The sequence below is a fragment of the Paenibacillus sp. FSL H7-0350 genome (assembly GCF_038593195.1).
Taxonomy (GTDB): Bacteria; Bacillota; Bacilli; order Paenibacillales; family Paenibacillaceae; genus Paenibacillus_AQ.
This window is the reverse complement of record NZ_CP151972.1, coordinates 3,411,504-3,436,625: the sequence shown is the minus strand read 5'-3', so window position 1 is coordinate 3,436,625 and position 25,122 is coordinate 3,411,504. Positions and strand designations below refer to the sequence as shown.

Here is a 25,122-nt window from a genome sequence, read left to right as displayed (position 1 = left end):
TTGTACATTAGATTTCATTAAAATCGACCCCAATACAGCTTCTATTGTATTTTATACAGCAGATTATTGGAAAATGGCCTTTGATAACAAAAAACCGGCAATCAAATGTATGAAATACAACAGAGTGTGTTATATCGCAATTTATTGTGTAATCAATTGCACAAAGTACAATCACCTCCAGCAGAGGAGTCCACCCGATTGTAGGAGCGGGTAATAACATAAGGCATGAGTCTCACTTTATAGGGGTGGATTACATAATATGGGTGGAGGATAGGCGAGTAGGGCATAGCCCAGGCAGCGTATGAAAACCCAGTGAAAATACATTTACAATTCTCATTCTGAGGATTATAATAAAACCAGATCGAATGTTGCACCAGGGAAACTTTCGTGTATATAGACAACTTTTTCCGGGCAAGAGGAGGACAGAACATGATGGAGCAAAATACCGCAGTAGAATCATCCCCTATACTTAACGGCCATACCAACAAACATTCGGCGCAATCGGTGCTTAACGGAGATGTCAAGGGACTGAAGAGACTTCTTCCTTTTCTGGGCCCGGCATTTATAGCTTCCGTAGCTTACCTGGACCCCGGCAATTTCGCCACCAATATTACCGCAGGCTCGAAATACGGGTATCTGCTGCTCTGGGTCATTTTCGCCTCGAATCTGATGGCCGTACTAATTCAATCCTTATCCGCCAAGCTTGGCATTGCTACCGGCAAGAATCTGCCTGAGATCGCGCGGGAGCAATTCCCGAAGGGCGTGTCGATCTTCCTGTGGATTCAGAGTGAAATCGTCATTATCGCCACTGATCTTGCTGAATTCATCGGCGCAGCGCTCGGACTCTATCTTCTGTTCGGCATACCGATGCTTCCGGCTGCATTGATTACCGCTGTAGGGTCATTTGCCATTCTGGAGCTGCAGCGGCGCGGTTACCGCACGCTTGAGGCCGGAATCGCCGGTATGGTGATGATTGTTGTGCTGGCTTTTGCATTCCAGGTCATTATGGCTAAGCCGGATGCAGGCAGCATCCTTACCGGAATGTTTACTCCCAGATTCGAAGGTGTGGACAGCGTGCTGCTGGCTGCGGGGATTCTCGGTGCAACGGTCATGCCCCATGCAATCTATCTACATTCTTCGCTGACCCAGAGCCGTGTAATCGGAATTGATGAGCGTGAGAAGAAGCAGATCTTCCGGCTGGAATTCATCGACATTCTGATTGCTATGCTGATTGCCGGTGCAGTAAATATGGCTATGGTCATTGTAGCAGCCGCACTGTTCTTCAAGAACGGTCTGGTGGTCGAGGATTTGGATATCGCCTTCGAGCAGTTCCGCAATCTGGCGGGGCCTGTTACGGCAATCTCCTTCGGCCTCGCCCTGCTGATCGCAGGTCTGTCCAGCTCGTCGGTGGGCACAATGGCGGGTGATGTGGTCATGCAGGGATTCATTAATAAAAAAATCAATCTCTACCTCCGCCGGGCGATCACTATTATTCCGCCGCTCGCCATCATCGCCTTAGGCGTTAACGCAACCAGCGCACTGGTAATGAGCCAGGTTGTCCTTTCCTTCGGGATTGCCTTCGCCCTGATTCCGCTCGTCATCTTCACCAGTGACCGCCGGATCATGCAGGGGCTGGTGAACCACCGGATCACCACCATCCTTGGCTGGATCATCTCCGCTCTGGTGGTCGCGCTGAACCTGTTCCTGATAGTGGAGATGTTTGTGTAAGTTGTGCATGGAATTGAATGCTGAAGTATGGGCTCTATGCTTCACAGCCAGTAACCTTTTCGAGAAATCCTGCAAGAAGTGCAACAATACTGCCCCATAGAAGCGACTGATGCTGAAATCCTGCAACAAATGCAACAAAGCCAGCGCTAACTTGCCCTAAACACCAGAATTCCTGCAAACGATGCAACAATCTAGCGTAGCCAGTAACATTTATAGAGGAATCCTGCATGATGTGCAACAATGCTATCTATACAATCGGTCCGTGAGAGAAAACGCTCAGAATTGGCAAGAGATAGCGGCGAACGTAAATGAAGAGCAGAAGTGCATTTGAATCTGTGTTTGTAACTCCCCCCCCTCTTAAACAGCGGAGCGGGCGGAATGATTGTGGAGAAGCGGAGCGGTCGCCTTTGTATCCGGATTTTCACCGATTAGGGGAATGATAAAAATCTGGATACAAGAGCGATTGGAACAACGTTCCGTTTGCGGAGCGTGCTCCTAAGAGTCGCCGTAAATTATACGCATAAACAAAAAAAAGAGGTGTCTCATTTGCCGTTTGCCGGCTTCTGAAGACACCTCTTTTCTGTTAAAGGATCAGCCTGCTGCTATTGCTTCACAATATCCTGTACCGCTTTGTCCAGCTTCTCCAGCAGCTGGTCATGGTTCAGCTGGCCGCCAAGGTATTCCTGCATGGCTGCGCCGAAGCCCTGGGTGACGCCGTCAGGGAACATATCCCAGTTCCAGCCCAGCGCGTTCCCGGATTTCTCCTGCACGGCAACGGCGACCTGGCCGATATCAGCGGCGTCTGCAGTGATGTTCGCTTCCGCCGGGATGAACTTGAATTCCTTGGTCAGATACTTCTGACCCGTTTCCGAGCTGACCATCCAGTTCAGGAAGGCCTTGGCTTCCTCCGGATGTGCGGATTTGCTGTTCACGATATAGTTGTTAGGCACGCCCACCAGGATGGTGCCTTCTTCGCCGTTAATCGGGAGCGGGAGGAGGCCCAGGTTCAGGGCCGGATCGATTTTGTCGATATCGCCTTGTGTCCAGTTCCCTTGCAGCATCATGGCAGCTTTACCGGAGGCGAATTCAGCCACCTGAGTCGCATAATCGGTAGTCATCTTGTTGTCCTGGGCATTGCCTATGATCACATCTACGAGATCCAGCCATTGCTTGAAGACGGCGTTGCCCTTGATGGTCTGTTTGCCTGCCTTCACATCGTCAATGAACTGCTTCGGATCAGGCTGGTGCGCCATTCCTACGTTAACGAGGTGAATCCCCATGGACCACCACTCATTGGTGGCTTCAAACGGTGTGATGCCAGCGGTCTTCAGCTTGGCTACGGCGTCCTTGAGCTGGGGAAGTGTCTTAGGCTCTTCTGTAATGCCGGCTTTGGCGAACAGATCCTTGTTGTAGATCAGCCCGTAGCCTTCAACATTCATAGGCATGCCATAGAGCTTGCCGTCTACGGTTGCCGGTGTCTTGGCGGTCGGGATCAGCTGGGCGGCCCAAGGCTCATTGCTCAGGTCAGTGGCACGGTCCATATAAGGAACAAGGGCTGTATACCCGCCGTTATTGAAAATCTCAGGCTCAGAGCCGGAAGCGATCTCCGCCTTCAGCAGTGCACCGTAATCCTCACCGCCTCCGTGCGTTTCGACCTCCACCTTCACGCCTGTCTCCTTCTCGTATTCTTCGGCGAGTGCATTCAGTTGCTCGGCAATTTCCACCTTGAACTGGAACATTTTAATCGTAACATCCTTGGCAGGCGCTTTGCCGGCTTCCGGTGCTGCCGATTCGGTTGACGCGTTAGGAGCATTCGTAGCGCTTCCATTGCCTGCGGAATTCGTATTGCCGCTGTTCCCGCAACCTGCGATAATGAGGGTGCAAACGGTTGCCATGATGAACGCGAACTTTCTTTTCATAGAATAACCTCCCTGGTCTGTGGTTCCTGCTCTTAGAGCGTAATGGAATTGATAGATGACTTACACTTCATATGTTGCTCGAAAAAGTGGATATTATTGCTGCAAAGGAAAGCCGATCCTAAGATCATCCCTTAATGGAGCCTGCCGTCACGCCTTCCACAATATAACGCTGGAGCGACAGGAAGAACAAGAGGATAGGCGTGATCGCCATAACGAGACCGGCAAGGGCCAGATCCCACTTCTTGGTGTACTGTCCGAAGAACTTGGTCACAGCTACGGGCAGGGTCGTCAGATCCTTATTCCCGCCGATCACCAGGACAGGCAGCAGATAGTCATTCCAGATCCATAGTGTATTCAGGATAATGACGGTTACAATAATCGGCAGCAGCAGCGGGAAGACGATCCGGAAGAACACGCCGTACGGATTCGAGCCGTCCACCCGCGCGGCTTCCTCCAGCTCAAGAGGCACCGTTTTGATGAACCCGTGGAACAGGAAGACCGACAGCGGCATCCCGAAGCCGAGGTAACAGGCCACAATGCCGTACAGCTCGCCGCGCAGCGCAAGCAGGCTCGTCACCCGGACCAACTGCAGCATGAGTGACTGGAACGGAATGATCATCGCCGAGACCAGCAGCAGGAACACGAAGGAATTGAAGCGTGTCGGCTTGCGCACAATCTGGTAAGCGGCCATCGAGCTGAACAGGACGATGAAGATTACACTTAGAATCGTAATTGTCAGAGAGTTGAAGAAGGCCTGCGGGAAGTTAATGGCATCCCAGACCTTGGAATAGTTACTCCAGTGGAACACCTGCGGCCAGGAAGCGGCATCGATCAGGATGTCCTTCAGTCCCTTAACCGAGTTGCTCAGGACCAGATAGAACGGTGACAGGAAGACAATAGCCAGCAGAATGGCGGCAATTTCGAGGATGAAGTTGCCCGGGCGGTAGCGGCTGCTGTTCATTAAGCGGACACCTCTTTTCGTTTGGTAAGCCAGACCTGGGTAACGGTGATCAGGGAGACGGCGGCGAAGAAGAGCAGTGCTTTGGCTGTACCCAGGCCATACCGGTTGTTGATCAATGCCTCCGCATAAATGTTATAGGCCAGCGACTGGGTCGAGGTGCCCGGCCCGCCTTTGGTCAGCGACAGGTTGAGGTCGAACATTTTGAAGGCATTGGAGGTCGTCAGGAACAGGCAGATGGTAATCGCCGGCATAATCAGCGGGATGTAGACGCTCTTGAACAATTGGGGAGCACGGGCACCGTCTATGCGGGCAGCTTCAATGAGATCCTTCGGAATCCCGGCCAGCCCGGCGATATAGATGACCATCATATAACCGGCCGTCTGCCAGACGAACACGATGACCAGACCCCAGAACCCGGTGCTTGGCGTGCCCAGCCAGGGCAGCTGGAAGAACGAAAGCCCCGTCAGCTCGCCGATTGTAGCGAAGCCCTTGGTGAAGATGAACTGCCAGATGTAGCCGAGCAGAATGCCGCCGATCACATTGGGCATGAAAAAGACGGTACGGAGCAGCTTCTTCGTCTTCAGCGTCGTCATTAGAATGAAGGCCAGCAGCAGCGCAAGCACGTTGGCAGCCACAACTGAGATCACGGTGAAGCGCAGGGTGAAGACCAGGGACTCCCAGAACTTATCGTCATTCATGAAAATCCGTTTCCAGTTGGCCGCGCCGGTCCAGACCGCTTTGTCCAGATCCAGCCCGTTCCAGTCGGTGGAGGAGTAGTAGAAGCCAAGGAAGAACGGGGTGACTACAATGGTCAGGAAAAAGAGCAGACAGGGGCCGAGAAATACGATTTGCTGTCCCCAGCCTCGCTGCATACCTAGAGTTTTTCTCATATGGACTCTCCTTTGGGTAAGTTTGGGTAAGATATCTACGGGTTCACAGCTTGATTATAGAAAGCCAGGGCCACTGCCAACACTTCATTTCATGCCGGAAAAAGTGGATTATATTGCAGGATATACGGCTCACACAACTTGTAGGAGGTTCCCCCATGTTCAAGAACAGCATCCGGACACGGCTGATGGCCTTAGTGCTGCTGGCGTCAGTGATCCCGTCAGGCATCTCTGTGACCTTCTCTTATCTCTATACGAGGCAGTCGGTTACGGACCAGTCCGTGAAGCAGAATACGAAGCTGCTGACGCTGGGAGAGGCGAATCTCCGGAGTTATTTCAGCGGCATGAACCAGCAGGCGATGTCGCTTTACAGCGGGATCAATGTTCCCAGCTCCTTCTACACCACTCTGCTTACCGCCAAAAGCCCCGCCCAGGCCCCGCCCGGCACCATACTGCCAGACACCCGGGCGATCATCTCTACCCAGCTGTACAATCTGTTTCTCTCCGACCGCAATACGTATCAGATTCATCTGTATGTGAGGGCCGCCAGGCAGTCCAATCTGCTGCTTAAGGGATTTTTCCGCCGTGAGGATAACTCGGATTATGCCGCCAAGGGGCAAGCTGGAGGGACTTACCGCCCGTATCTCGAAGTGACGCATATGGATCATCAATACGGAGTGAAGTCCGGTTTCCCCAATCTGAAGCCGGGGAGCGTGCCGGTCTTTACGGCCCATTTCCCCATTTACCGGACCCCTAGTGACAGTGTACTGGCAGATTTGTCGATCGATTATACGCTGGGGGAGCTGGAGGGGATTGTGGAGTCGATGTACACTTCGGACACAGAACGCCTGTATGTGCTGAATGAGCAAGGCGAGGCGCTGTTCGCCTCCGATCCGGACTGGATCGGGAAGCCGGTGGCAGCGGGCTGGAGCCGTCTCCCCGCAGAGCAGGACAGCGGGCATTTCACCTGGAAGAAGGACGGCTTCCAGGGGATTGTAATGTTCAAGCAGATCAAGGCCCCTTTGTTCAGCGGAAGCATTATCAAGCTGGTGCCCTATGAGGATCTCTACACAGACGCAAGGGTGATTACCCGGTTCAATATGGGTATCGGACTGCTGTTCCTCCTGATCGGGGGCATCAGTGCCGTGCTGATCTCCATCGGCTTCACCCGTCCGATCAAGAAGCTGATTCACTTCACGCAGAAGGTGCAGACCGGCCAGCTGGATGCGCATATGGATGCCGAGCGGGAGGACGAGTTCGGGCTGCTCACCCGCAAGATCACCGGCATGACCCGCACGATCAATGAGCTGATCGTCAAGGAATACCGGCTGGAGCTGGCGAACAAAACGAATCAGCTGAAGGCGCTCCAGGCCCAGGTGAACCCGCATTTTCTCTACAATGCGCTGCAGTCCATCGCCAGCCTGTCCTTGCGCTATAATGCGCCGAAGGTGTATGATCTCATCTATTCCCTGGGCAGCATGATGCGTTATTCGATGAATACCGAGCGGACCCAGGTGCCGCTGCGGGATGAGATTGAGCATGTGCAGAACTATATGATTCTCCAGACGGAGCGGTTCGGCGAAGAGAATCTGCGGCTGGAGATTCAGGCGGGGCCGGAGGCTCTGGAGCTGATCCTGCCGAAGATGATCCTGCAGCCGATTGTGGAGAATATCTTCAAGCATGCCTTCGCTGACGGCATAAGCGGGGGGCTGATTCAGATAGAGTGCAGGCTGGAGGGGGCGGCCAGACTGGTGCTTGCCGTGAAGGATAACGGCCGGGGCATGAGCCCGGAGCGGCTGGAGGAGATTACGGCCTGTCTCAGAGGCAGCAGCCAGCCGGACCAGGAGGAGATCGGCCTGTACAATGTGCTGGCCCGTCTGCGGCTCCAGTTCGGCAGCGCAGCGGAAATGCAGCTTAAGAATAATGAAGACGGCCAGGGGCTTACCGTTACGCTGATTATTCCGCTGGAGGAGATAGACGGTTAATTCCGGCGGCTTTTGCGAATAGAGAACAGAGACTATCCTTGAAGGAGCGGCTGAGATGAAGGTGCTGATTGTAGATGATGAGAAGCATGTGCGGGAGGCCATCCGATATTTTGTTCCGTGGGACAGCTATAACATCTCCGGGATCTATGAGGCGACCAACGGGCAGGAGGCGACACGGATCATGCAGGAGCATCAGCCGGCTGTCGTGTTCACGGATATGCGGATGCCGCTGATGGACGGGGCGGAGCTGCTGGAATGGCTGCACCGGCATTATCCGCACACGAAGACGATTGTCATCAGCGGGTATCAGGATTTCAATTACGTCAAGCCGGCCATCGTATACGGCGGTACGGATTATCTGCTGAAGCCGCTGAACAGCAAGCAGCTGATTGCCTCTGCGGAGCATGCCTTCAAGCTGTGGATGGAGGAAGAGGCGGAACGGAAGCGGCGCCAGCGCCAGAACATGCAGCTCAACGCGCTGCGTCCGCTCTACTGGGACAAGATGCTGTCCGATCTGGTGAGCGGACAGGCCTCGTTCCATGAGCTGAAGCTGGCCCTCTGTGAAGAGCTGGGGATGCCGATTGGGGCGCAGGAGTGCAGAATCGCCGTAATCCCGTTGCAAGCTGCAGACTGCCATCTGCTGCGGAGATTCCGCGGGGATGTGGCCTTGACGGCCTTCGTGCTGGCTAATGTCTGCAATGAAGTGATGGCCGCAGACCAGAGCGGCTATGCCTTCCGCAACTGGCAGGGCGGAGGCGAACTTGTAGTTCTGCTGTGGAGCGCTGTAGCGCAGGCGGAGGAGATGCTTAACCGGATGAATGAAGCCATCCGCCAGGCGTTCGGCGTTCAGCTGGATATCGGGCTTAGTCCGCTGAACCCGTTGCCGGAAGGGCTGCGGTCTGCTTTTGAACAGGCAGGTCAGGCGCTTGAGGAGCGGAATCTATTGCAGCGGGACGGGCGAATCCATCCCTTCAGAGCGCACGGGGACGGAAGTAGACCTGCAAACGACTACGGCCTGGAGGAACGGCTGGATAAGCTTAGAATCGCCGTCTTGTCCGGCGATCTGGAGCGGATGGAGCGGGTGGCAGAGGAGTGGGCCGGACATCTGGCCGGGCTGCCGCTGCTCACGGAGCACGTTCTGCTGCATCAGGAGACGGAGATTCTGGACGTTCTGAAGCGCTGGCGGCCGGAGGAGGAGCTCAGCCTGGAGCGCTGTTATGACGCCGAAGGGCTGTTCTCGGTGGAGAACTGGCAGTGCCGGCTGAAATCGCTGCTGCACCGCTTATCCAAGGGCAGCCCGCAGGCCCCGGACAGCCGGCTCGTCCAGGAGATCAGGGAGTACCTGGACCAGAACTATGCGCAGGAGATGACGCTGCAGCATATTGCGGAACGCTTTTTCATCAGCAGAGAGAATGTGTCGCGCAAGTTCAAGCAGATCACCGGAGAGAATCTGTCGGATTATCTGACCGGCCTCCGGGTGGAGAAGGCGAAGACGCTGCTCCAGAATACGAATCTGCGGCTGTCGCAGATCGCGGAGCTGGTGGGCTATGAGGATGAGAAGTACTTCAGCCGTGTCTTCAAAAAAACCGCCGGCATCACGCCAAGAGAATACCGCAAGCAGGAGGAAGAAGCCTGAGTATGTAAGGTTCACGACTGCCTGTCAGCATTTCCCGGCCTGCAACCGATAATAGCTATATGGGCAATAAATACATAGCTGCGGTTATAGGGGAGGGCTGGATAGAATGGACAATGATCTGGGAAGAACGATTAAGAATGACCTGATTAATGCCTATGGAGTGACTGTAATTCCGGCGGGGAGCAGGCTGAATGCCGAGCATCTGGAGCTTATCCGCAAACAAAAAATCGACAGGTTCGACATTCTTTTTGCAGATGAGGCTGACCAGGCGCCCCCCTATCAGAAGATGGTTAACAGTACAGTGGACCTGTCCAAGGAATTATTCGAATCCTATAGAATCTCCCGCAAAATCCCGCTGGCGGATATCCGCAAGGATGTTCTTCCGGTCATTCAGGAGATCTCGCGCAACCCGGATATCTTCGCCTTATTCCATTCAGTGCAGGGCAAGGATGATTATACATATCAGCACAATATCGGTGTTGCAGTACTGTCTACCCTGATCGGCAGGTGGCTGGAGATGAGTGAGGCGGAGCTGTCCGTGCTCTCCATGGCTGCAACCCTGCATGACATCGGCAAGCTGAAGATTCCCTCAGAGCTGCTGAATAAGCCCGGCAAGCTGACGGACGAGGAATTCACCCAAGTGAAGAAGCACACGGTCTACGGCTACGAGATCCTCAAAGAAACCACCGGAGCCAATTCACGCATTGCCCTGGTGGCGCTTCAGCATCATGAGCGAAATGACGGCAAGGGGTATCCGCTGGGGCTGACGGACGAGCAGATCGATCCTTACAGTAAAATTGTGGCCGTGGCGGATATTTTTCATGCGATGTCCAGCAAGCGCCCGTATCATGAGCCGATGCCGTTCCATATGATTGTGGATCAGATGAGAAGAGGCAGCTTCGGCGCGCTGGACCCGCATATTGTAACCGTTTTTCTGGAGAATGTCGTGAAGCGGTCCGTGGGGCGTGATGTAGTCTTAACCGATGGCCGGGTCGGTGAGATTGTCTATCTGAACCCGCATGATATCGAGACTCCGCTAATCCGCATCGGGGATGAATATATTGATCTCAGCAAAAGAACGGAGCTTAACATCCGGGAGATCAGCATCTGATTCTTATCTATTTGTTAAAATAATCGGCCACTCCCTCGGCAACAGCCTGAGCCGCCTTCCGCTGATAAGCCGCCTTGCGTACAATCGCTTCGTCGTACGGGTTCGACAGGAAGCCCAGCTCTACAAGGGTGGCCGGCAGCGGATTCTCCCGCAGAATATGGTAGTCGCCGAAGGAGAGGCCGTTGCTGCGCAGGCCAATACCCTCACCCAGACGGGTCTCCACTGCCCGGGCCAGCCGCAGATCATTCTGCTGCGAATAGAAGAAGGTCAGCGTGCCGGAGACATTTTTCGGCGATGAATTATAATGAATGCTGACAAAAGCGTCCGCACCGAGCTGCCGTCCGAGCTGCACCCGCTGAGAGAGCGCAGGCTTCTGATCCCCGCGGGTCCGGGTCATCTCCACTCTGGCTCCCTTGGCGGTCAGATAATCCCGCAGGTAGAGAGAGGTCTGGAGCGTCAGATCCTTCTCCATCGTGTCATAGGTTGTCCCGAGCATGCCGGGATCGGTACCGCCGTGGCCGGGGTCCACAATGATCAGCTTGCCCCGGATACTGCCGGATTTCCGTACGACACTCGGAGTCTGGCTATTCGAGCTGACTGTACTTGCGCTGTGGACGGTTCCGTCTGACAGATAGCCGGAGGATACCCAGCCGGCCGTTCCTCCGGCGGTGCGGACCCGCGACCACTCTCCCTGACGGAGCAGGAGCGTAACCTTGTTGCCGGATTGCAGGGAGCCGACCACCTCATAACCGGTTCCCGGACCGCTGCGGATTCGCAGGGACGACGCGGTCACGACAGCCGTTCCGCTGGAGGCCGAGGTGGTCTTAACCGCCGCCTTGGCCGATGCCTTGGAGATGGTGGAGCTGGAAGAGGTGCTGGCGGACGAGCTTCCGCTGGTGCGCTTCAGATAATAACCGGCTACCCATCCGGAGACAGAGCCGGCCCGGACCTTGAGCCAGCCGTGCTGCTCCTCAGTGACGGTAACGGTGGCTCCGGCAGCCAGAGTGCCTGTGACGGCGGCGCTTGCAGCAGGCTCACTGCGTACATTCAGGGAGCTGGCGTACACTTTGGCGGTGTAAGCAGTTGCAGCATAAGCGGTAGAAGACGGCAGGACAGGTGCCAATATGGATGAAGCCAGCAGACAGGCTGACAGAACTGCGGTATGTATTTTTTGTCGCATACAAATAAAGCCCCATTTCCCCTAGAGATAACATTCTATTACCCGTTTCATCGGCAGGAGAATACCGAAAAATTAAAATTGAAGATAAATACCTACTCCAACTACTGCTAACAACGATACTGACTACATTCCTCTTATCTTCCTCTGCGGCTGCCCAATATCGCCTAAAGCCCTATTCGTTGGCAGGAAATGTCTGTATAATTATTACATATTGGGGAAACAGACAAAGGAGTGCCGCCGTGATCAGACCTAGATTATTCATTGGTTCTTCCAGAGAATCTATCCGCTATGCCAGGGCTATCCACGAACAGCTGAAGCGGACCGCCGAGGTTCATCCGTGGTATGCCGCTGCTTTCCGGCCGAATGAATACACCATGGAAGCGCTGGAGCGGAATCTGGATATCAGCGATTTTGCCGTCTTTGTGTTCTCGCCGGATGATGTAGCCCGGATTAGGGGTAAATATTATTATGTGACCCGGGACAACACGCAGTTCGAAATGGGCCTGTTCTGGTCGAGGCTGCGTCGCGGCAGGGTCTTCTGCCTGCTGCCGGATCAGGTGCCTGCCCGCAGTGATCTGATCCCGGGTGAGAATGTGGAAGAGTATCATCTGCTGTCGGATTTGTCGGGACTAACCCCGCTGGAATATGAGTGGCAGCATGAGAATGTTACAGCGGCGGTGGATGTGAGCTGCGGCAAGATCATTGACATTATTCAGGCACAGGGGATGTACCACGACCCGGCTGTAGAGCTGTTGCAGCTTCGGGCAGAGCTTAGGCGAAAAGAAAGTATCCTTCACTTCTTTTGGCAATATAATAATAATGTAACCCCGCCTCAGGCAGCCGAGAAATATCAGGCACTGAGCGAAGCCGTCCGCAATTCATTCCTGCCTCCGGAGAATTGCCGGGTGATTGGAGCCGCCATGTGGCGTGCCGAAGCGGAAGCGGGCCTGAAGCAGGTCGGCGGCAATGTGGGACGCGGTCAGATGTATCCGTTCTCCGCGTTCGAGGACGGGGGCGTGAAGCCGGGGGTGCTGGATGCTTTTTTGGCAAAAGAATGGACTTTTTTACAGCGTACGGAAGTTGCGGAGGTATATATCCTATGCTATCCTTTAGGTAAGAACCATGTGCTGTCCGTGCACTTCTCGGGAAGTCAGGGATTATCGGCAGAGGATATTACAGCAGTCGTGGCCTATAACCGGGATTTGTTCCGCACCGTCAATCATTTAGTGGGAGGGGACTAACAGGATGAAGAATATGAAGAATGCCGTTAGTGTATCCAGTACTGTCCGCCGGTCTGCAAGCGGTGACGGCAACAGCACGGGAGGCAAAGGCCGCTCCAGACGCAAATCCGGCCCCAAGCTTACGCCCTCAGCGTCAAGCGTGTATTTGGCACCATCCCTGGAGGGTGGCGACGACGAGTACAAGAAGCTGGTCAGCGGTAAAGTGGATAATAACAAGCCATCATTTGCCTGAACATTGGCTAATTCATACTATTGAACAGGTCCCCAGCAATCGCTGGGGGCTTTTTTTGTCCATTGAACGAATGGCGGCCTCTACTTAGGTAATGTGAAGTTATGCGCTCTCCTGATGAGCCTGCTCACTCACATCCGTGGCATTCTCCGTCTGCCGGGTCTGGAATTTAAACTAATATAAGGAATTAGGGTGATTATGTGGACTCCACTGGAAGCGGGCCGATTGGTGCGGGGTGGATTAGAAGGGGGAAGGGGATAGGGAGAGGGAAAGTGAAAGGGAGAGGGAGAGGGAGAGGGAGAGGGAGAGGGAGAGGGAGAGGGAGAGGGAGAGGGAGAGGGAGAGGGAGAGGGAGAGTGAAAGGAATAAATCCCTTTGATGGTGCTGAAAGTGGGCTGGCTGAGCAAATGAAAGGGATAAATCCCCTTGATGGCGATGAAAGTGGGGCGGATGAGTAAATGAAAGGGATAAATCCCTTTGGTGGAGCTGAAAGTGGGCTGGACGGGGGAGGGTAAGTTAGCTAAATGAGCGAATGAGGAGCACAAGTGCACCTGAATCAAGGAAAAGTTGGCTAAATGAGCAACTCAGGTGCAGAAGTGCACCTGATTTGAGTAGAAGTTGGCTAAATGAGAAAATCAGGAGCACAAGTGCACCTGAATTGAGTAGAAGTTAGCTAAATGAGCGAATGAGGAGCACAAGTGCACCTGAATCAAGGAAAAGTTGGCTAAATGAGCAACTCAGGAGCACAAGTGCACCTGAGTTGAGTAGAAGTTGGCTAAATGAGAAAATCAGGAGCACAAGTGCACCTGACTCAAGTAGATGTTAGTTAAATGAGCCTATCAGTTAGGCGGAACCCCATCCAGCGCAATAGACAACTATTGCGCGGACGATATCCCGTGCTGCTTCTTCGCAACCTCGCGGCGCACCACCGGGGCGACCTCGGTTGCGAGGAGCTCGATGGCGGCGGCTACCTTGGGGTAAGGGAGGCCGCCGATGTCGAGCTGGGTCATGAATCGGTTATGGCCGAACAGCTCATGTTGATAGAGAATCTTCTCGATAATCTGCTGCGGACTGCCCACCGCCAGGGTATTGTCGGGCGAGGTGAACCGGCCGAATTCACTGCGGGAGACCCGGTACTCCTGACCGGGGCGCGGGCTGATGCTATTACGGTAGCTGTAATAATAAGGATAATAGTCATCCAGTGCCTGCTGAGAGGTCTTGGCAATGTAGCCATGGCTGGTGATGGCGATCTTCAAGTCCTCCGGCTGGTGGCCGGCGGCTGCCCCGGCGCGGCGGTAGGTGCCGGCCAGATTCTGGAAGGGCTCCGGGCTGCCGCTCAGGATCGCGATAGCCATGCCGATGCCAAGAGTTCCGGCCTTCTCGGCACTTTCGGCTGACCCGCCGATGCCGACCGAGAGCGGCAGCTTCTGCTGGAGCGGACGCGGAGCAATCTCGGCGTTATGCAGCGGAGAGCGGAATTTGCCCTTCCAGTTCATAACCTCATGCTGGTTCAGTGTGAGCAGCAGGTCGAGGTTCTCGCTGAACAGCTGCTTGTAATCCTCCAGCTCATAGCCGAACAGCGGGAAGGATTCCAGAAAAGCGCCGCGTCCGGCAATGATCTCGGCCCGGCCGCCCGACAGCAGGTCCAGAGTGGCGAAATCCTCGAAGACACGAACCGGATCAATGGTACTTAGCACGGTCGTAGCGCTGGTGAGCTTGATCCGCTGTGTAACCTGGGCAATAGCCGCCAGCACAACGGGCACCGATGAGATTACGAAATCCAGCCGGTGATGCTCGCCTACACCGAATACATCCAGCCCGGCTTCATCGGCCAGCTTCGCGGCTGCAATGACTTCCTGCAGGCGCTGGGCGGGGCTGATCCGCTGCCCTGTATGGCAGTCGGTAACGATATCGCCCAGTGTATAAATGCCGAATTCAAACTCCGGCAGGCTTACTTCTTTTGCTTGAGCATCCTCTTGTGTGTTTGCCAGAGTATCCGCTTGCGTATTCCCTTGAATATTAGTATGAGCATTCCCTTGGTTGTTCATGGTACAGACCCCTTATAATCCAGAATATTGAGTAGCAGTTATCTTGTAAGCTTGTCCGTTAGTGCAAGGATATAGCCCAGTATATCACAATTACTTACTAATTGTAAGTATATGAGTGGAAGTTTGCAAAGCTTGTCCTGTGGTAACTTGTAATATTGGGCGTTCTATTATAGAAGCTTTTGTCTCAGCAATCGGAATGTCTGGGAAATATCCCATAAAGTTTTATATATACGAACCGGACGGTTGAGATTATACTAAGTTGAACGAACCGTTTCTTCAGCAGGCGGAGCGTCTCCCCAGATGTACACACACAGACACTACAATATTATGCTGGAGGAAATTGAATGAGCATTACAGAACTTACTAGCCAACTTTCCAGTTTCACAGGAAGGCTATTGCGGGAACGCTTCGGGAAAGGTCCTGAATCGATACACGCCTCCATCGGGGAGCAATGTATAGCCCTGCATATCCGTAATTTTATCGGGCCTGTGGAGAGGTTTTTATTGAATAAGGAAGAAGAACAGGCGTTTCGTTATACACGGGAGCTTCTGATGAAGTCCCTGCTTCCCGAGCTTGCAGCGTATCTGAAGGAGAGCATGGCTGTTGAGGTCGGCGAGCTTTTTTATGATTGGGGCATTCATAACGCCTCGGGGATGATCGTGGCACTCATCAAGAATGACGATGTACCGATTGATGATTATGCCGGGCGCGAGGAAGTCCATATCCAGATTAACGAGGTAACCAGGAAGGTTCAGAAGGAGCCGGTCTATACGGACTCCTGGTGGCTGGGACCCCGCATTCTGATTATTAAGCGCGAAGGCATCATGATTCCTTTGGAGAAGGAATTGATTGGCCTCGGCTATGAGAATACGCTTAAGACCACCAAGCGCAAGATGGAAAAGCGGTATTTGGACGATACCACCACGATAGCCCAGATGCTCGGCAAAGAGCTGGCGGATATTTATGTGGATTGGGATTTCGACAAAGATACCAGCGTGATAGCCTATACTTTTCACTGAAGTCTAACCATATATGGGTGGAAATGAGTCGGACATGCAAATGAGCCGAACATGAGCCGAAGAAGGGGGAATGGTCCCTTTCTTCGGTTTTTTTATTTTCTGCCCATCTGCAGGTAAGGGGGCTGAGACTTTTTAGGAGGATAAACTGGATGGAGGAAGGCAAGTGGACGGTACTATATGTGGAAGATAATCAGCTCAATATGGCCTTAGTACACCATATTTTCAAAAGAAATCTGCCCTCTGTATTGCTGCTGAAGGCTGAAACGGCAGAGCTTGGACTGCAAATAGCCCGGGAAGCTCTGCCGGATCTGATCATCCTGGACATCGGGCTTCCCGGACTTAACGGATATGAAGCTCTGGAAATACTGCAGCAGGATCAGGCAACTTGTCATATTCCGGTGCTGGCGACCAGTGCGTTTGCACAAAACTCGGATATTGAAAAGGCCCGGAAGAAGGGCTTTGCCGAATATATCACCAAGCCCTTTCAGGTTAAAGCGTTCACCGAAACCGTGAAAAGGCTGCTCTACGGAGAAGACCTGCAGAAAATTTAGTTCGAAATAGCAACAGGGGATTCATTAAGGTGGGGAGCTGGGGAGATCTCTGTCTGGCGGCGGGTTCACGAACTGCTGTAATCCGCTGAATAAGGAATAATTTTTATTCGACATAATGATTTGACTTTCGCCCGATTATGCAAGATATTTATATTGCAGATTTAATATAAAGGAATTGCATCTAATACTTCACAACGGGCGGTGGATCTTATGCTAGGGCAGCATACGGAGACGTCTTCTCCATTTGAACAGGCATTTAAGACAGGAACTGCCGGAGTAGCCTTTCTCTCCATGGCTGAAGAATGGATGAAAGTGAATCCGGCGGTAACCCTCTTACTGGGATATTCCGAAGAACAGTTGCTGGGACACAGCTTCACAGCGTTCTGGGATGAAGATAGCTTGCACATACATAGTTACAGGATGGGGAGCCTTAGGAGCGGAGCAGCCCCTTTTTTTGAAGCCGAAATCAAGCTGCGCCATGCGGACGGCTCTGCCGTTCCGGTGCTGCTGCATGTGGCGAGGGTAAGCGAACCTTCGACGGGAGAAGGGCTGTATTATATTGTTCACTTGGCCGGAAGGCCGCTTGCGGCACCGGCGGAGGCACTCCCCGGGACACCTGAGCGGCTGTACCAGCTGATTGCCGGCAACATCAGGGACATTGTCTACTATACGGCGCCGGGTTCAGTCTGTCGCTATTGCTCCCCTTCAGTAGAAGAGGTGCTCGGGTATAGACCGGAGGAGCTGATCGGCCAGGACAACAGCAGACTGGTTCACTCTGAGGATCTGGCCTTAATCAGTGCGCAGCAGATGGCTGACTCGCCTGATGTCCAGCTGCGGATCTTACATGCGAACGGCCAATATATCTGGATTGAGTTCTCCCTGAGAACGGTGGAAGATGGCGGGGAGCGCGGGGTGCTGGCTGTCGGCCGCGATGTGACCCGGCGCAAGATTGTGGAGCAGAAGCTTCAGGAGTCGGTCGAGCGGTATACCTCGCTGAAGAAATATAATCATGACGCGATCATATCGCTGGACCTGAAAGGCCATATTATTAACGGGAATGAACAGGCGGTACGGCTGACAGGGTATACGATCGCTGAGATGGTGGGCTTGAGTGTCAGCCGGATAATAGGCGAGCGCCAGTTGCAGAATGTAATCGGTCCCCGCTGGCAGAGCGGCTCCGCGGGACAGGATATCAACCTGATCTGGCATAAGGACGGGCATTCTGTGGAGGTTCTGACCACCCTTGCACCGATTATTATCAACCAGTCTACCGTAGGCTTTTATATTATCGTCAAGGATATTACCGAGCAGAAGCAGCTGATGATTGCCAAGGAGACCGCAGAGAATACGAACCGCGCCAAAAGTGAGTTCCTGGCCATGATGAGCCACGAAATCCGTACCCCGATGAACGGGGTGATCGGGATGACCGACCTGCTGCTGGAGAGCAGTGAGCCAGGTTCGCAGCAGCGGGAGTTCCTGGAAATTATCCGCCAGAGCGGCGAATCCCTGCTCAATATCATCAACGACATTCTCGATCTGTCCAAGATTGAGGCAGGCAAAATCTCACTCCAAGATGAGCCGTTCATTCTCCGGCACTGTATGGATTCCGCGCTGGAGCTGCTTCAGCTCAAGGCGGAGCGCAAAGGGCTGACCCTTAGCGTGGAGAGCGGGCCGGATGTGCCGCAGCGGCTGATCGGGGACGGGGAGCGGCTGAAGCAGATCCTGCTCAATCTGGCCGGCAATGCTGTGAAGTTCACCTGTACCGGCGGGGTAAAGGTAGGCGTAAAGCGCATTGCCGATGGCCCGGCAGGAGTAACGCTCCAGTTCACCGTGGCGGATACGGGAAGCGGCATTCCTGAGGAGGCCCGCAGCCGCTTGTTCGAGCCGTTCTATCAGCTGGAGCATTTCAGGGGCCGCCAGGGAGAAGGCACCGGTCTGGGGCTGGCAATCAGCAAGCAATTGGCCGAGCGGATGGGCGGAGGGATCTATCTGGATACAGCGGCCGAGCAAGGGGCGACCTTTGTGTTCACCGTGGTCCTCCGGACAGAAGCGCAGGCACTTCCGGCTGACGGGACGGAGGGGAACGTGCCGGAGCCACAATCAGCAGGCCGGTCCCTGCATATTCTGGTAGCCGAGGACAATGTGATCAATCAGATCGTCCTGCGCAAAATCCTGGAGAAGCGCGGCTTCGCTGTCGATGTGGCCGAGGACGGGCGGCAGGCAGTCGATATGGCGGTCCGGCACGGCTATGATCTGATCTTCATGGATGTGCAGATGCCCGGGATGAACGGCTTGGAGGCTACAGCTGCCATCAGGGCAGAGCAGCGGGCAGACCAGCAGCCGGTCATTGTTGCAGTGACGGCCAACGCGCTTAAGGGCGACCGGGAGCTATGCCTCGAAGCAGGGATGGACGAATATATCAGCAAGCCGCTGAGAAGCGACAGCATTGACAAAGTAATCGGGAAATTTTTTGCGGAACAGGAATAAGCAGTCAGCTCTTCACAAAATAATCACATTACTGAGTTAAAGCTGCAATGCAGTGCTGAACTATCTTGCATCTGGAAGTCTTTTTGATTAAGATAGCAGAAACTGGTGCATAAGAGCACTGATATACCTTGTAATGACAATGACGAAGAGAGTAAGCACTTCATAGCGGATCTTAACAGGGAAGGCGTGCCGGAGACTGAGAGCACCCTCATGAGACGTTTAGTGCCGAAGTTCACTTCCGAGTCGGTCCCTGAAGTACACTGCTGCAGCAGGTATGGGTAGGGTGGCCCGCTTCCTGCGTTAACGGATGTAAGACAGAATGAATCCACGGCCGGTAATCTTCAGGTATTCCGCCATATGCTGATGCGTCAGCTGGATTCAGCTCTAAATAAGGGTGGTACCACGGCTCCTCGTCCCTTGCGGCGGGGGGTCTTTTTGCGTTCGTTCATAGCCTTAATTATTAATATCACAAAGGAGTGTCTGGGAATGAGTAATGTGGAATTGGATGACTTGAGAGCAAGATTGGATGAGATTAACGGTCAGCTGCTGGAGCTGATCTCGGAGCGTGCCGGAATCGTTCAGGAGATTGGGGTACTCAAAGAGAAGCAGGGCGTGCCGAAGTTCGATCCTGAACGGGAGAAGGCGATGCTGGAGAAAATGGTGGCAGGCAATAAGGGGCCGTTCACGAATGGAACCATCCGTACGCTGTTCAAGCAGATTTTCTCTGCCTCGCTTGATCTGCAAAGTACGGAGCATAAGAAGACCCTGCTGGTAGCGCGCAAAGATCATGCGGAGGATACAGTTATTGAGCTGCCGGGCGGCGTTACTGTAGGCGGATTATCCTCGCTGATGGTGGCTGGCCCCTGCTCGGTGGAGAGCGAGCTGCAGACCCGTACGGTAGCTGCGGCCCTGCAGAAGGCAGGCATCAAGGTTATGCGCGGCGGCGCCTTCAAACCCCGGACCTCCCCTTATGATTTCCAGGGACTGGGCATGGATGGCCTGCGGATTCTGCGTGAAGCGGCGAGTGAATACGGGCTTTTGACGATCAGTGAGATTGTCGATCCCCGGCATATTGAAGAAGCGCTGGATTATGTGGATGTCATTCAGGTCGGCGCGCGGAACATGCACAACTTCGAGCTGCTTAAGGCGGTAGGGGAAGTGAATAAGCCGGTGCTGCTGAAGCGCGGACTATCCGCCACGCTGGATGAATTCGTTCATGCGGCAGAATATATTATGTCCCGCGGCAATATGGAGATTATGCTGATTGAACGCGGGATCCGAACCTATGAGCGGTCGACGCGCAATACGCTGGATATCTCGGCGGTGCCGATTCTTAAGCAGGAATGCCATCTGCCGGTGCTGGTCGATGTCACCCATTCCACTGGACGTAAGGATATCCTGATTCCATGTGCCAAGGCCGCGCTTGCTGCCGGAGCCGACGGGATTATGGTAGAGGTGCATCCTGATCCGGCTACAGCCTTGTCCGATGCGGCGCAGCAGCTTAATATTGAGGAGTTCAACACCTTCTTCAATGAAGTGAAGGCTTCGGGATTATACCGTTAAGCTGAATAGGGTAAATTCAGGCACTAGGAGGAACTGGAATTTTGAAGCAAATCGTCTCATACAACAACGGTTGGTTCTCCAACACACGGAGTGATATTTTATCGGGCATGACCGTGGCTATTGCCTTAATTCCTGAAGCGATTGCTTTCTCCATCCTTGCTGGCGTAAGCCCGATGGTTGGTTTGTACGCCTCCTTCTGTATCGCTATTGTAACAGCCTTCGCCGGCGGGCGGCCGGGGATGATCTCGGCGGCGACAGGAGCGATGGCGCTCCTGGTCGGCAGCCTGGTGTTGTCGCACGGCATTGAGTATCTGTTCGCGGCTACGGTGCTGGCTGGCATCCTGCAGATTGTGATGGGACTGCTGAAGCTGGGCCGGTTCATCACCTTCCTGCCGCAGCCGGTCATGACGGGCTTTGTCAACGCGCTGGCGATTCTGATCTTTATGGCTCAGCTGGTGCATTTTGAGGGGCAGGGCTGGATCATGTATGCATTGGTGGCTCTTACGCTGGTCATTATCTATACGGTTCCCCGGATCACCAAGGCGGTGCCGTCAGCGCTGGTCGCCATTGTCGTAGTCTCGGTACTCAGCATTATGCTGGGGCTGGATGTTAGAACCGTGGGCGATATGGGGACTATTACTTCGGCACTGCCGGTATTCCATCTGCCGAGCCTTCCCTTGACGCTGGATACGCTGCTGATTATTCTGCCGTATTCGCTCTCTCTCGCGGTAGTCGGATTACTGGAATCGCTGATGACGGCTACGCTGATTGATGATATTACGGGCACCGGCAGCGATAAGAACCGGGAAGCGAAGGGGCAGGGGCTGGCCAACATTGTGACCGGTTTCTTCGGAGGCATGGCGGGCTGCGCGATGATCGGCCAGTCGATGGTCAATATGAAATCAGGCGGACGGACACGCTTGTCCACTTTTGTCTCCGGGATCTTCCTATTGTTCCTGATTCTTGTGCTGGGTGATGTCGTTAAGAAGATTCCGATGGGCGCACTGGTCGGTGTAATGATTATGGTCTGCATCAGCACCTTCGAATGGAAGTCCCTGACCTCCTTGCGGAGGGTTCCGCTAAGCGATGCCCTGGTCATGGTGGTCACTGTGGTTACAGTAGTAGCTACCGATAATCTGTCGATCGGCGTGCTGTTCGGCGTGCTGCTGAGTGCTTTGTCTTTTGCCTGGAAAATCGCCTCCCTCCAGCTGAGTGTTCATACTACGGCCTCTGTGACGACTTATCGGGTATCGGGCCAGCTGTTCTTCGGAACCACGAGCCATTTCGTGAATGAATTCATGTATGACAGTGATCCGGCACAGGTCATTATCGATTTCAGCCGTTCCCATGTGTGGGATCAGTCGGCGGTGGGGGCCATTGCCAAGACGATGGACAAATACGCGGCACTGGGTACTAAGGTCACTCTCACGGGTCTAAATGAAGAAAGTGCCCGGCTGGTGCAGCGGGTTGGATTGTCGTCTTCGGGCGGCCATTGACGGATAATTAACGGATAAGGGATAGAAGGCTGTTTTTGGAGCGGTTGAGCTTCAGAAGCAGTCTTTTTTTCGAATGCTTCAAAATTTAATCGTTTGTACCCCTTTGGGAAAAGGATTTTTGAAAAGTTTGTCGAAATTTTCCGGTAGAGGGACATTTGTCATTGCTTCTTCGGATGGCCCTACTATAACAACGCAATTGTGATGCGCGAAAGGGAAGGCCTCCATGTTTTCTTTTATCCGAACCAGACTGATTGCCCGTATTCTCTGTGTTATGACTTTAGTGATTCTCTGCATTACAGCAGGCAATGCCGCCATTCAGTGGGTGAACACCGGATCAGCGGTCAAAGGGACGATCAGCAGCTACAACATGAGTATTGCCAGCCATTATGTGACGCAGATTGATGCCGGGCGCTACAGTGAATTCCTGGCCGATCCGCAGGAGTCGGACCTGTATTGGTCGCTCCGCCATGAACTGGATCAGTTCCGGAAGTCGATTGGTGCCCGTTATGTATATTTTGTGCGGATTGATGATGCCCGCCAGCCGCAGCTGATGGTTGACGGCAGGCCGGAGGGGGACCCGCTGGCTTCGGGAATTAATGAGAGTACCGATATGCCAGCGTCCGCAGTTACGGCTGTGCTTGCCGGAGAGAATGCCAGCACGCCGCTGATCAGCAATCCCGAATACGGGGATTATATCTCGGCATTCGTTCCTATGAAGGATACCGCTGGGAAGCTGGTCGGGGCGCTGGGCATTGACACGGATGTTGCTGTCCTGAGTACGCTGACCCGTGATGTCCTGATGGAGAGCCTGCCGCTCTATAGTATTATTCTAGCTCTGTCTCTGGGCGCACTCGCGGTGCTGGCCTGGTTCGTCTCCCGGTCCTTGCGTCCGCTGAAGACGATTACGCAGAGTGCGGGCGCCATGGCCGGAGGGGATCTCGCCGAGGCCGCCGGTATTCTGCGCAGTCGTCCGGTCAACTCCCGTGATGAGATTGGCAGGGCTTATCAGGCGATGCTCCAGATGTCAGGGGACCTGAATGCCAGAGTGAAAGGGATGGTCTCCGGGGTGTCTACCGCCTCCGACAGTCTCTACGGCTCCTCCGAGACCTTCGCCAGGAATGCTGATGATGTGCTGAAGATGAGTGAGACGGTTAGCGGCAGAATCAGCGATATCCATGCCGGGGCTAACTCGCAGACGGAGGGCGCACAGAGCAGCGCTGTGGCTATGGATGAGATGGCGCTCGGCATCTCGCGCATCTCGGAGGCCTCTGCTGCGGTCTCGGAATTCGCAGTCAAGGCGCTGGACATTGCAGAGGCGTCCCAGACGGCCATGAACCATACTAACCAGCAGATGAAATCGATCTCTGTATCCACCGGAGAGACGCTGGATATTGTGTTGCAGTTGCAAGGGTACACGGATGAGATTGAAGGCGCACTGGCTGCGATCAGGCAGTCTGCAGATCAGACGAAGCTGCTGGCGCTGAATGCCTCGATTGAGGCGGCGCATGCGGGGGAGCACGGCAGAGGCTTCACTGTCGTAGCTGGTGAAGTACGCAAGCTGGCGGAAGGCTCCGCAGCCTCGGCCGAGCGGGTGGCCGAGCTGCTGCTGCATATCAGCCAGGCTTCGGCGAGCATCGGGGTACAGATGACGGAAGCGTCTGCTGAAGTGAAGGAAGGGGTGCGGATGTCAGCCGAGGCGGAGGCTGCTCTGCTGGAGGCCTCCGCCGCCTTCCGGGAGGTGGCTGGACAGATCATTGATGTGTCTGCGACAGCGGAGCAGCTCTCCGCCGGCTCGGAGGAGGTTGCGGCAGCGGTGGGCAGCATGGCCGATATTGCCGGAGAGGTCTCGGAGCAGACCCGGGAGATCCGTGAGCTGACCGATCTGCAATTGGCGCGAATCAAAGAAGTCTATGAGGCTTCGCTGAGCGTCAGCGCGAGTACGGGCGATCTGCGGGAGGCCATCCGGCAGGTGAATGTATAGGGCTAGGGGATCGGCGGGCTTGATCTATATTGCCGGAGTGGATACAGGATTAGCAGATGTTATGCCCTCCAGCTTTCAAAAGCTTACGACTATTGGTATGATTACAAGGGACGTGAACATCTATTACCGATTATATGGAGGAATTGAACATGAGTGAAACTACAATATCCGGGATTATTGATCATACGCTGCTGAAGGCGGATGCCCGGAAAGACGATATTATCAAGCTTGCCGAAGAGGCCAAAGCCTACAAATTCGCTTCTGTGTGCGTGAATCCGGCTTGGGTCGCTACTGCGCATGCCGTGCTGAAGGATACACCGGAAGTGAAGGTATGTACAGTAATCGGCTTCCCGCTCGGGGCATCGACGCCTGAGACGAAGGCTTTTGAGACGAAGGATGCCATTGCGAACGGTGCCGGTGAGGTGGATATGGTCATTAATATCGGCGCACTGAAGGACGGCAATGACGAGCTGGTGAAGCGCGATATGGTTGCTGTAGTCGAAGCCGCGCGCGGCAAAGCGCTGACCAAGGTCATTATTGAGGCCTGCCTGCTGACTGAAGAGGAGAAGGTCCGTGCCTGCAAGCTTGCTGTAGAAGCGGGCGCAGACTTCGTGAAGACTTCGACCGGCTTCTCGACCGGCGGGGCAACGAAGGAGGATATTGCCCTGATGCGGGCAACGGTCGGCCCTGAGATCGGCGTGAAGGCTTCCGGCGGTGTACGCAGCGCGGAAGACGCCCTCGTGATGATCGGCGCAGGCGCCAGCCGGATCGGAACTAGCGGCGGCGTAGCGATCGCCAAGGGCGAGCAGAGCCAGAGCGGTTACTAAGCATAGGTAAGCTAGACACATAGAAACGGCTGCGGCCTCCTTGAGTTCAAGGGAGCCGCAGCCGTTTTCTGCTTGTAGGAAGTAGGGGAGGTGGATTTCCTCCAACTATTAATGAACGAATGAGCGCTGCCGTTCCAGCAATTGGATTAACAACACTTAAATTCTCCCCATTCATCCAAAGTGCCTTAAACTAACTATATTAGTTGCAGTTTTTCCACCTGTTGCCGGTAACTCCATCCCAATGGGCGAATTAAGATACGTTATGCCACTTGC

18 protein-coding genes are annotated in these 25,122 nt (G+C 54.1%); 13 read left to right on the top strand and 5 right to left on the bottom strand.

Annotated elements, in window-relative coordinates:
* The first annotated feature begins 432 nt into the window (after positions 1-432).
* Entirely contained in the window at positions 433-1,728 is a 1,296-nt protein-coding gene (locus NYE24_RS15605) for an Nramp family divalent metal transporter (protein ID WP_076159816.1), read from the top strand.
* Between the two features lie 602 nt (positions 1,729-2,330).
* On the opposite strand, the gene NYE24_RS15600 is transcribed toward NYE24_RS15605, so the two are convergent.
* The 3 genes from NYE24_RS15600 to NYE24_RS15590 form a co-directional block, all read right to left on the bottom strand.
* The gene (locus tag NYE24_RS15600; RefSeq protein ID WP_036694886.1) at positions 2,331-3,647 is read right to left on the bottom strand and encodes an ABC transporter substrate-binding protein; all 1,317 of its coding nucleotides are present in this window, start codon (positions 3,645-3,647) and stop codon (positions 2,331-2,333) included.
* A gap of 124 nt (positions 3,648-3,771) precedes the next feature.
* Positions 3,772-4,608 carry a carbohydrate ABC transporter permease gene (locus tag NYE24_RS15595; RefSeq protein ID WP_036694887.1) on the bottom strand — a complete coding sequence of 279 codons (837 nt, stop codon included), beginning with the start codon at positions 4,606-4,608 and terminating at the stop codon, positions 3,772-3,774.
* Positions 4,608-5,498 carry a sugar ABC transporter permease gene (locus NYE24_RS15590; protein WP_036694888.1) on the bottom strand — a complete coding sequence of 297 codons (891 nt, stop codon included), beginning with the start codon at positions 5,496-5,498 and terminating at the stop codon, positions 4,608-4,610. Before NYE24_RS15590 ends, NYE24_RS15595 begins: the two co-directional genes overlap by 1 nt.
* Positions 5,499-5,653: 155 nt before the next feature.
* On the opposite strand from NYE24_RS15590, the gene NYE24_RS15585 reads away from it, so the two are divergent.
* The 3 genes from NYE24_RS15585 to NYE24_RS15575 all read left to right on the top strand — a co-directional run bounded on the left by NYE24_RS15585 (position 5,654) and on the right by NYE24_RS15575 (position 10,227).
* On the top strand, positions 5,654-7,480 hold the full coding sequence (locus NYE24_RS15585; RefSeq protein WP_342479044.1) for a sensor histidine kinase: 1,827 nt from the start codon (positions 5,654-5,656) through the stop codon (positions 7,478-7,480).
* 55 nt (positions 7,481-7,535) lie between these two features.
* Positions 7,536-9,116 carry a response regulator gene (locus NYE24_RS15580; protein WP_036694891.1) on the top strand — a complete coding sequence of 527 codons (1,581 nt, stop codon included), beginning with the start codon at positions 7,536-7,538 and terminating at the stop codon, positions 9,114-9,116.
* A gap of 106 nt (positions 9,117-9,222) precedes the next feature.
* Positions 9,223-10,227 (top strand): HD-GYP domain-containing protein, encoded by a 1,005-nt coding sequence (locus NYE24_RS15575; protein WP_036694892.1) that lies wholly within the window; start codon positions 9,223-9,225, stop codon positions 10,225-10,227.
* 7 nt (positions 10,228-10,234) lie between these two features.
* On the opposite strand, the gene NYE24_RS15570 is transcribed toward NYE24_RS15575, so the two are convergent.
* On the bottom strand, positions 10,235-11,407 hold the full coding sequence (locus tag NYE24_RS15570; protein ID WP_051493445.1) for an N-acetylmuramoyl-L-alanine amidase: 1,173 nt from the start codon (positions 11,405-11,407) through the stop codon (positions 10,235-10,237).
* A 239-nt stretch (positions 11,408-11,646) separates the two neighbouring features.
* Here NYE24_RS15570 and NYE24_RS15565 point away from each other — a divergent pair, with 239 nt between their 5' ends.
* Positions 11,647-12,648 carry a TIR domain-containing protein gene (locus NYE24_RS15565; RefSeq protein WP_036694893.1) on the top strand — a complete coding sequence of 334 codons (1,002 nt, stop codon included), beginning with the start codon at positions 11,647-11,649 and terminating at the stop codon, positions 12,646-12,648.
* Positions 12,649-12,652: 4 nt separating this feature from the next.
* Positions 12,653-12,880 carry a hypothetical protein gene (locus NYE24_RS15560; protein WP_076159660.1) on the top strand — a complete coding sequence of 76 codons (228 nt, stop codon included), beginning with the start codon at positions 12,653-12,655 and terminating at the stop codon, positions 12,878-12,880.
* A gap of 872 nt (positions 12,881-13,752) precedes the next feature.
* Here the strand turns inward: NYE24_RS15560 and NYE24_RS15555 are convergent.
* The gene (locus NYE24_RS15555; RefSeq protein ID WP_083678053.1) at positions 13,753-14,925 is read right to left on the bottom strand and encodes an LLM class flavin-dependent oxidoreductase; all 1,173 of its coding nucleotides are present in this window, start codon (positions 14,923-14,925) and stop codon (positions 13,753-13,755) included.
* Between the two features lie 344 nt (positions 14,926-15,269).
* Here NYE24_RS15555 and NYE24_RS15550 point away from each other — a divergent pair, with 344 nt between their 5' ends.
* The 7 genes from NYE24_RS15550 (at position 15,270) to deoC (ending at position 24,849) form a co-directional block, all read left to right on the top strand.
* The gene (locus NYE24_RS15550; protein WP_036694895.1) at positions 15,270-15,944 is read left to right on the top strand and encodes a Na-translocating system protein MpsC family protein; all 675 of its coding nucleotides are present in this window, start codon (positions 15,270-15,272) and stop codon (positions 15,942-15,944) included.
* Positions 15,945-16,093: 149 nt separating this feature from the next.
* Positions 16,094-16,495: a response regulator gene (locus tag NYE24_RS15545; protein ID WP_036694896.1), complete on the top strand. Its 402-nt coding sequence runs from the start codon at positions 16,094-16,096 to the stop codon at positions 16,493-16,495.
* A gap of 210 nt (positions 16,496-16,705) precedes the next feature.
* A complete protein-coding gene (locus tag NYE24_RS15540) occupies positions 16,706-18,982 on the top strand; it encodes a PAS domain-containing sensor histidine kinase (protein ID WP_076159669.1) in 2,277 nt (758 codons plus the stop codon).
* Positions 18,983-19,468: 486 nt separating this feature from the next.
* Entirely contained in the window at positions 19,469-20,545 is a 1,077-nt protein-coding gene (locus tag NYE24_RS15535; RefSeq protein ID WP_036694897.1) for a bifunctional 3-deoxy-7-phosphoheptulonate synthase/chorismate mutase, read from the top strand.
* 38 nt (positions 20,546-20,583) lie between these two features.
* On the top strand, positions 20,584-22,041 hold the full coding sequence (locus NYE24_RS15530; protein ID WP_342479242.1) for a SulP family inorganic anion transporter: 1,458 nt from the start codon (positions 20,584-20,586) through the stop codon (positions 22,039-22,041).
* 271 nt (positions 22,042-22,312) lie between these two features.
* Positions 22,313-24,022 carry a methyl-accepting chemotaxis protein gene (locus tag NYE24_RS15525; protein ID WP_342479043.1) on the top strand — a complete coding sequence of 570 codons (1,710 nt, stop codon included), beginning with the start codon at positions 22,313-22,315 and terminating at the stop codon, positions 24,020-24,022.
* A 149-nt stretch (positions 24,023-24,171) separates the two neighbouring features.
* A complete protein-coding gene (deoC, locus tag NYE24_RS15520) occupies positions 24,172-24,849 on the top strand; it encodes a deoxyribose-phosphate aldolase (protein WP_339311648.1) in 678 nt (225 codons plus the stop codon).
* Positions 24,850-25,122 lie beyond the last annotated feature (273 nt).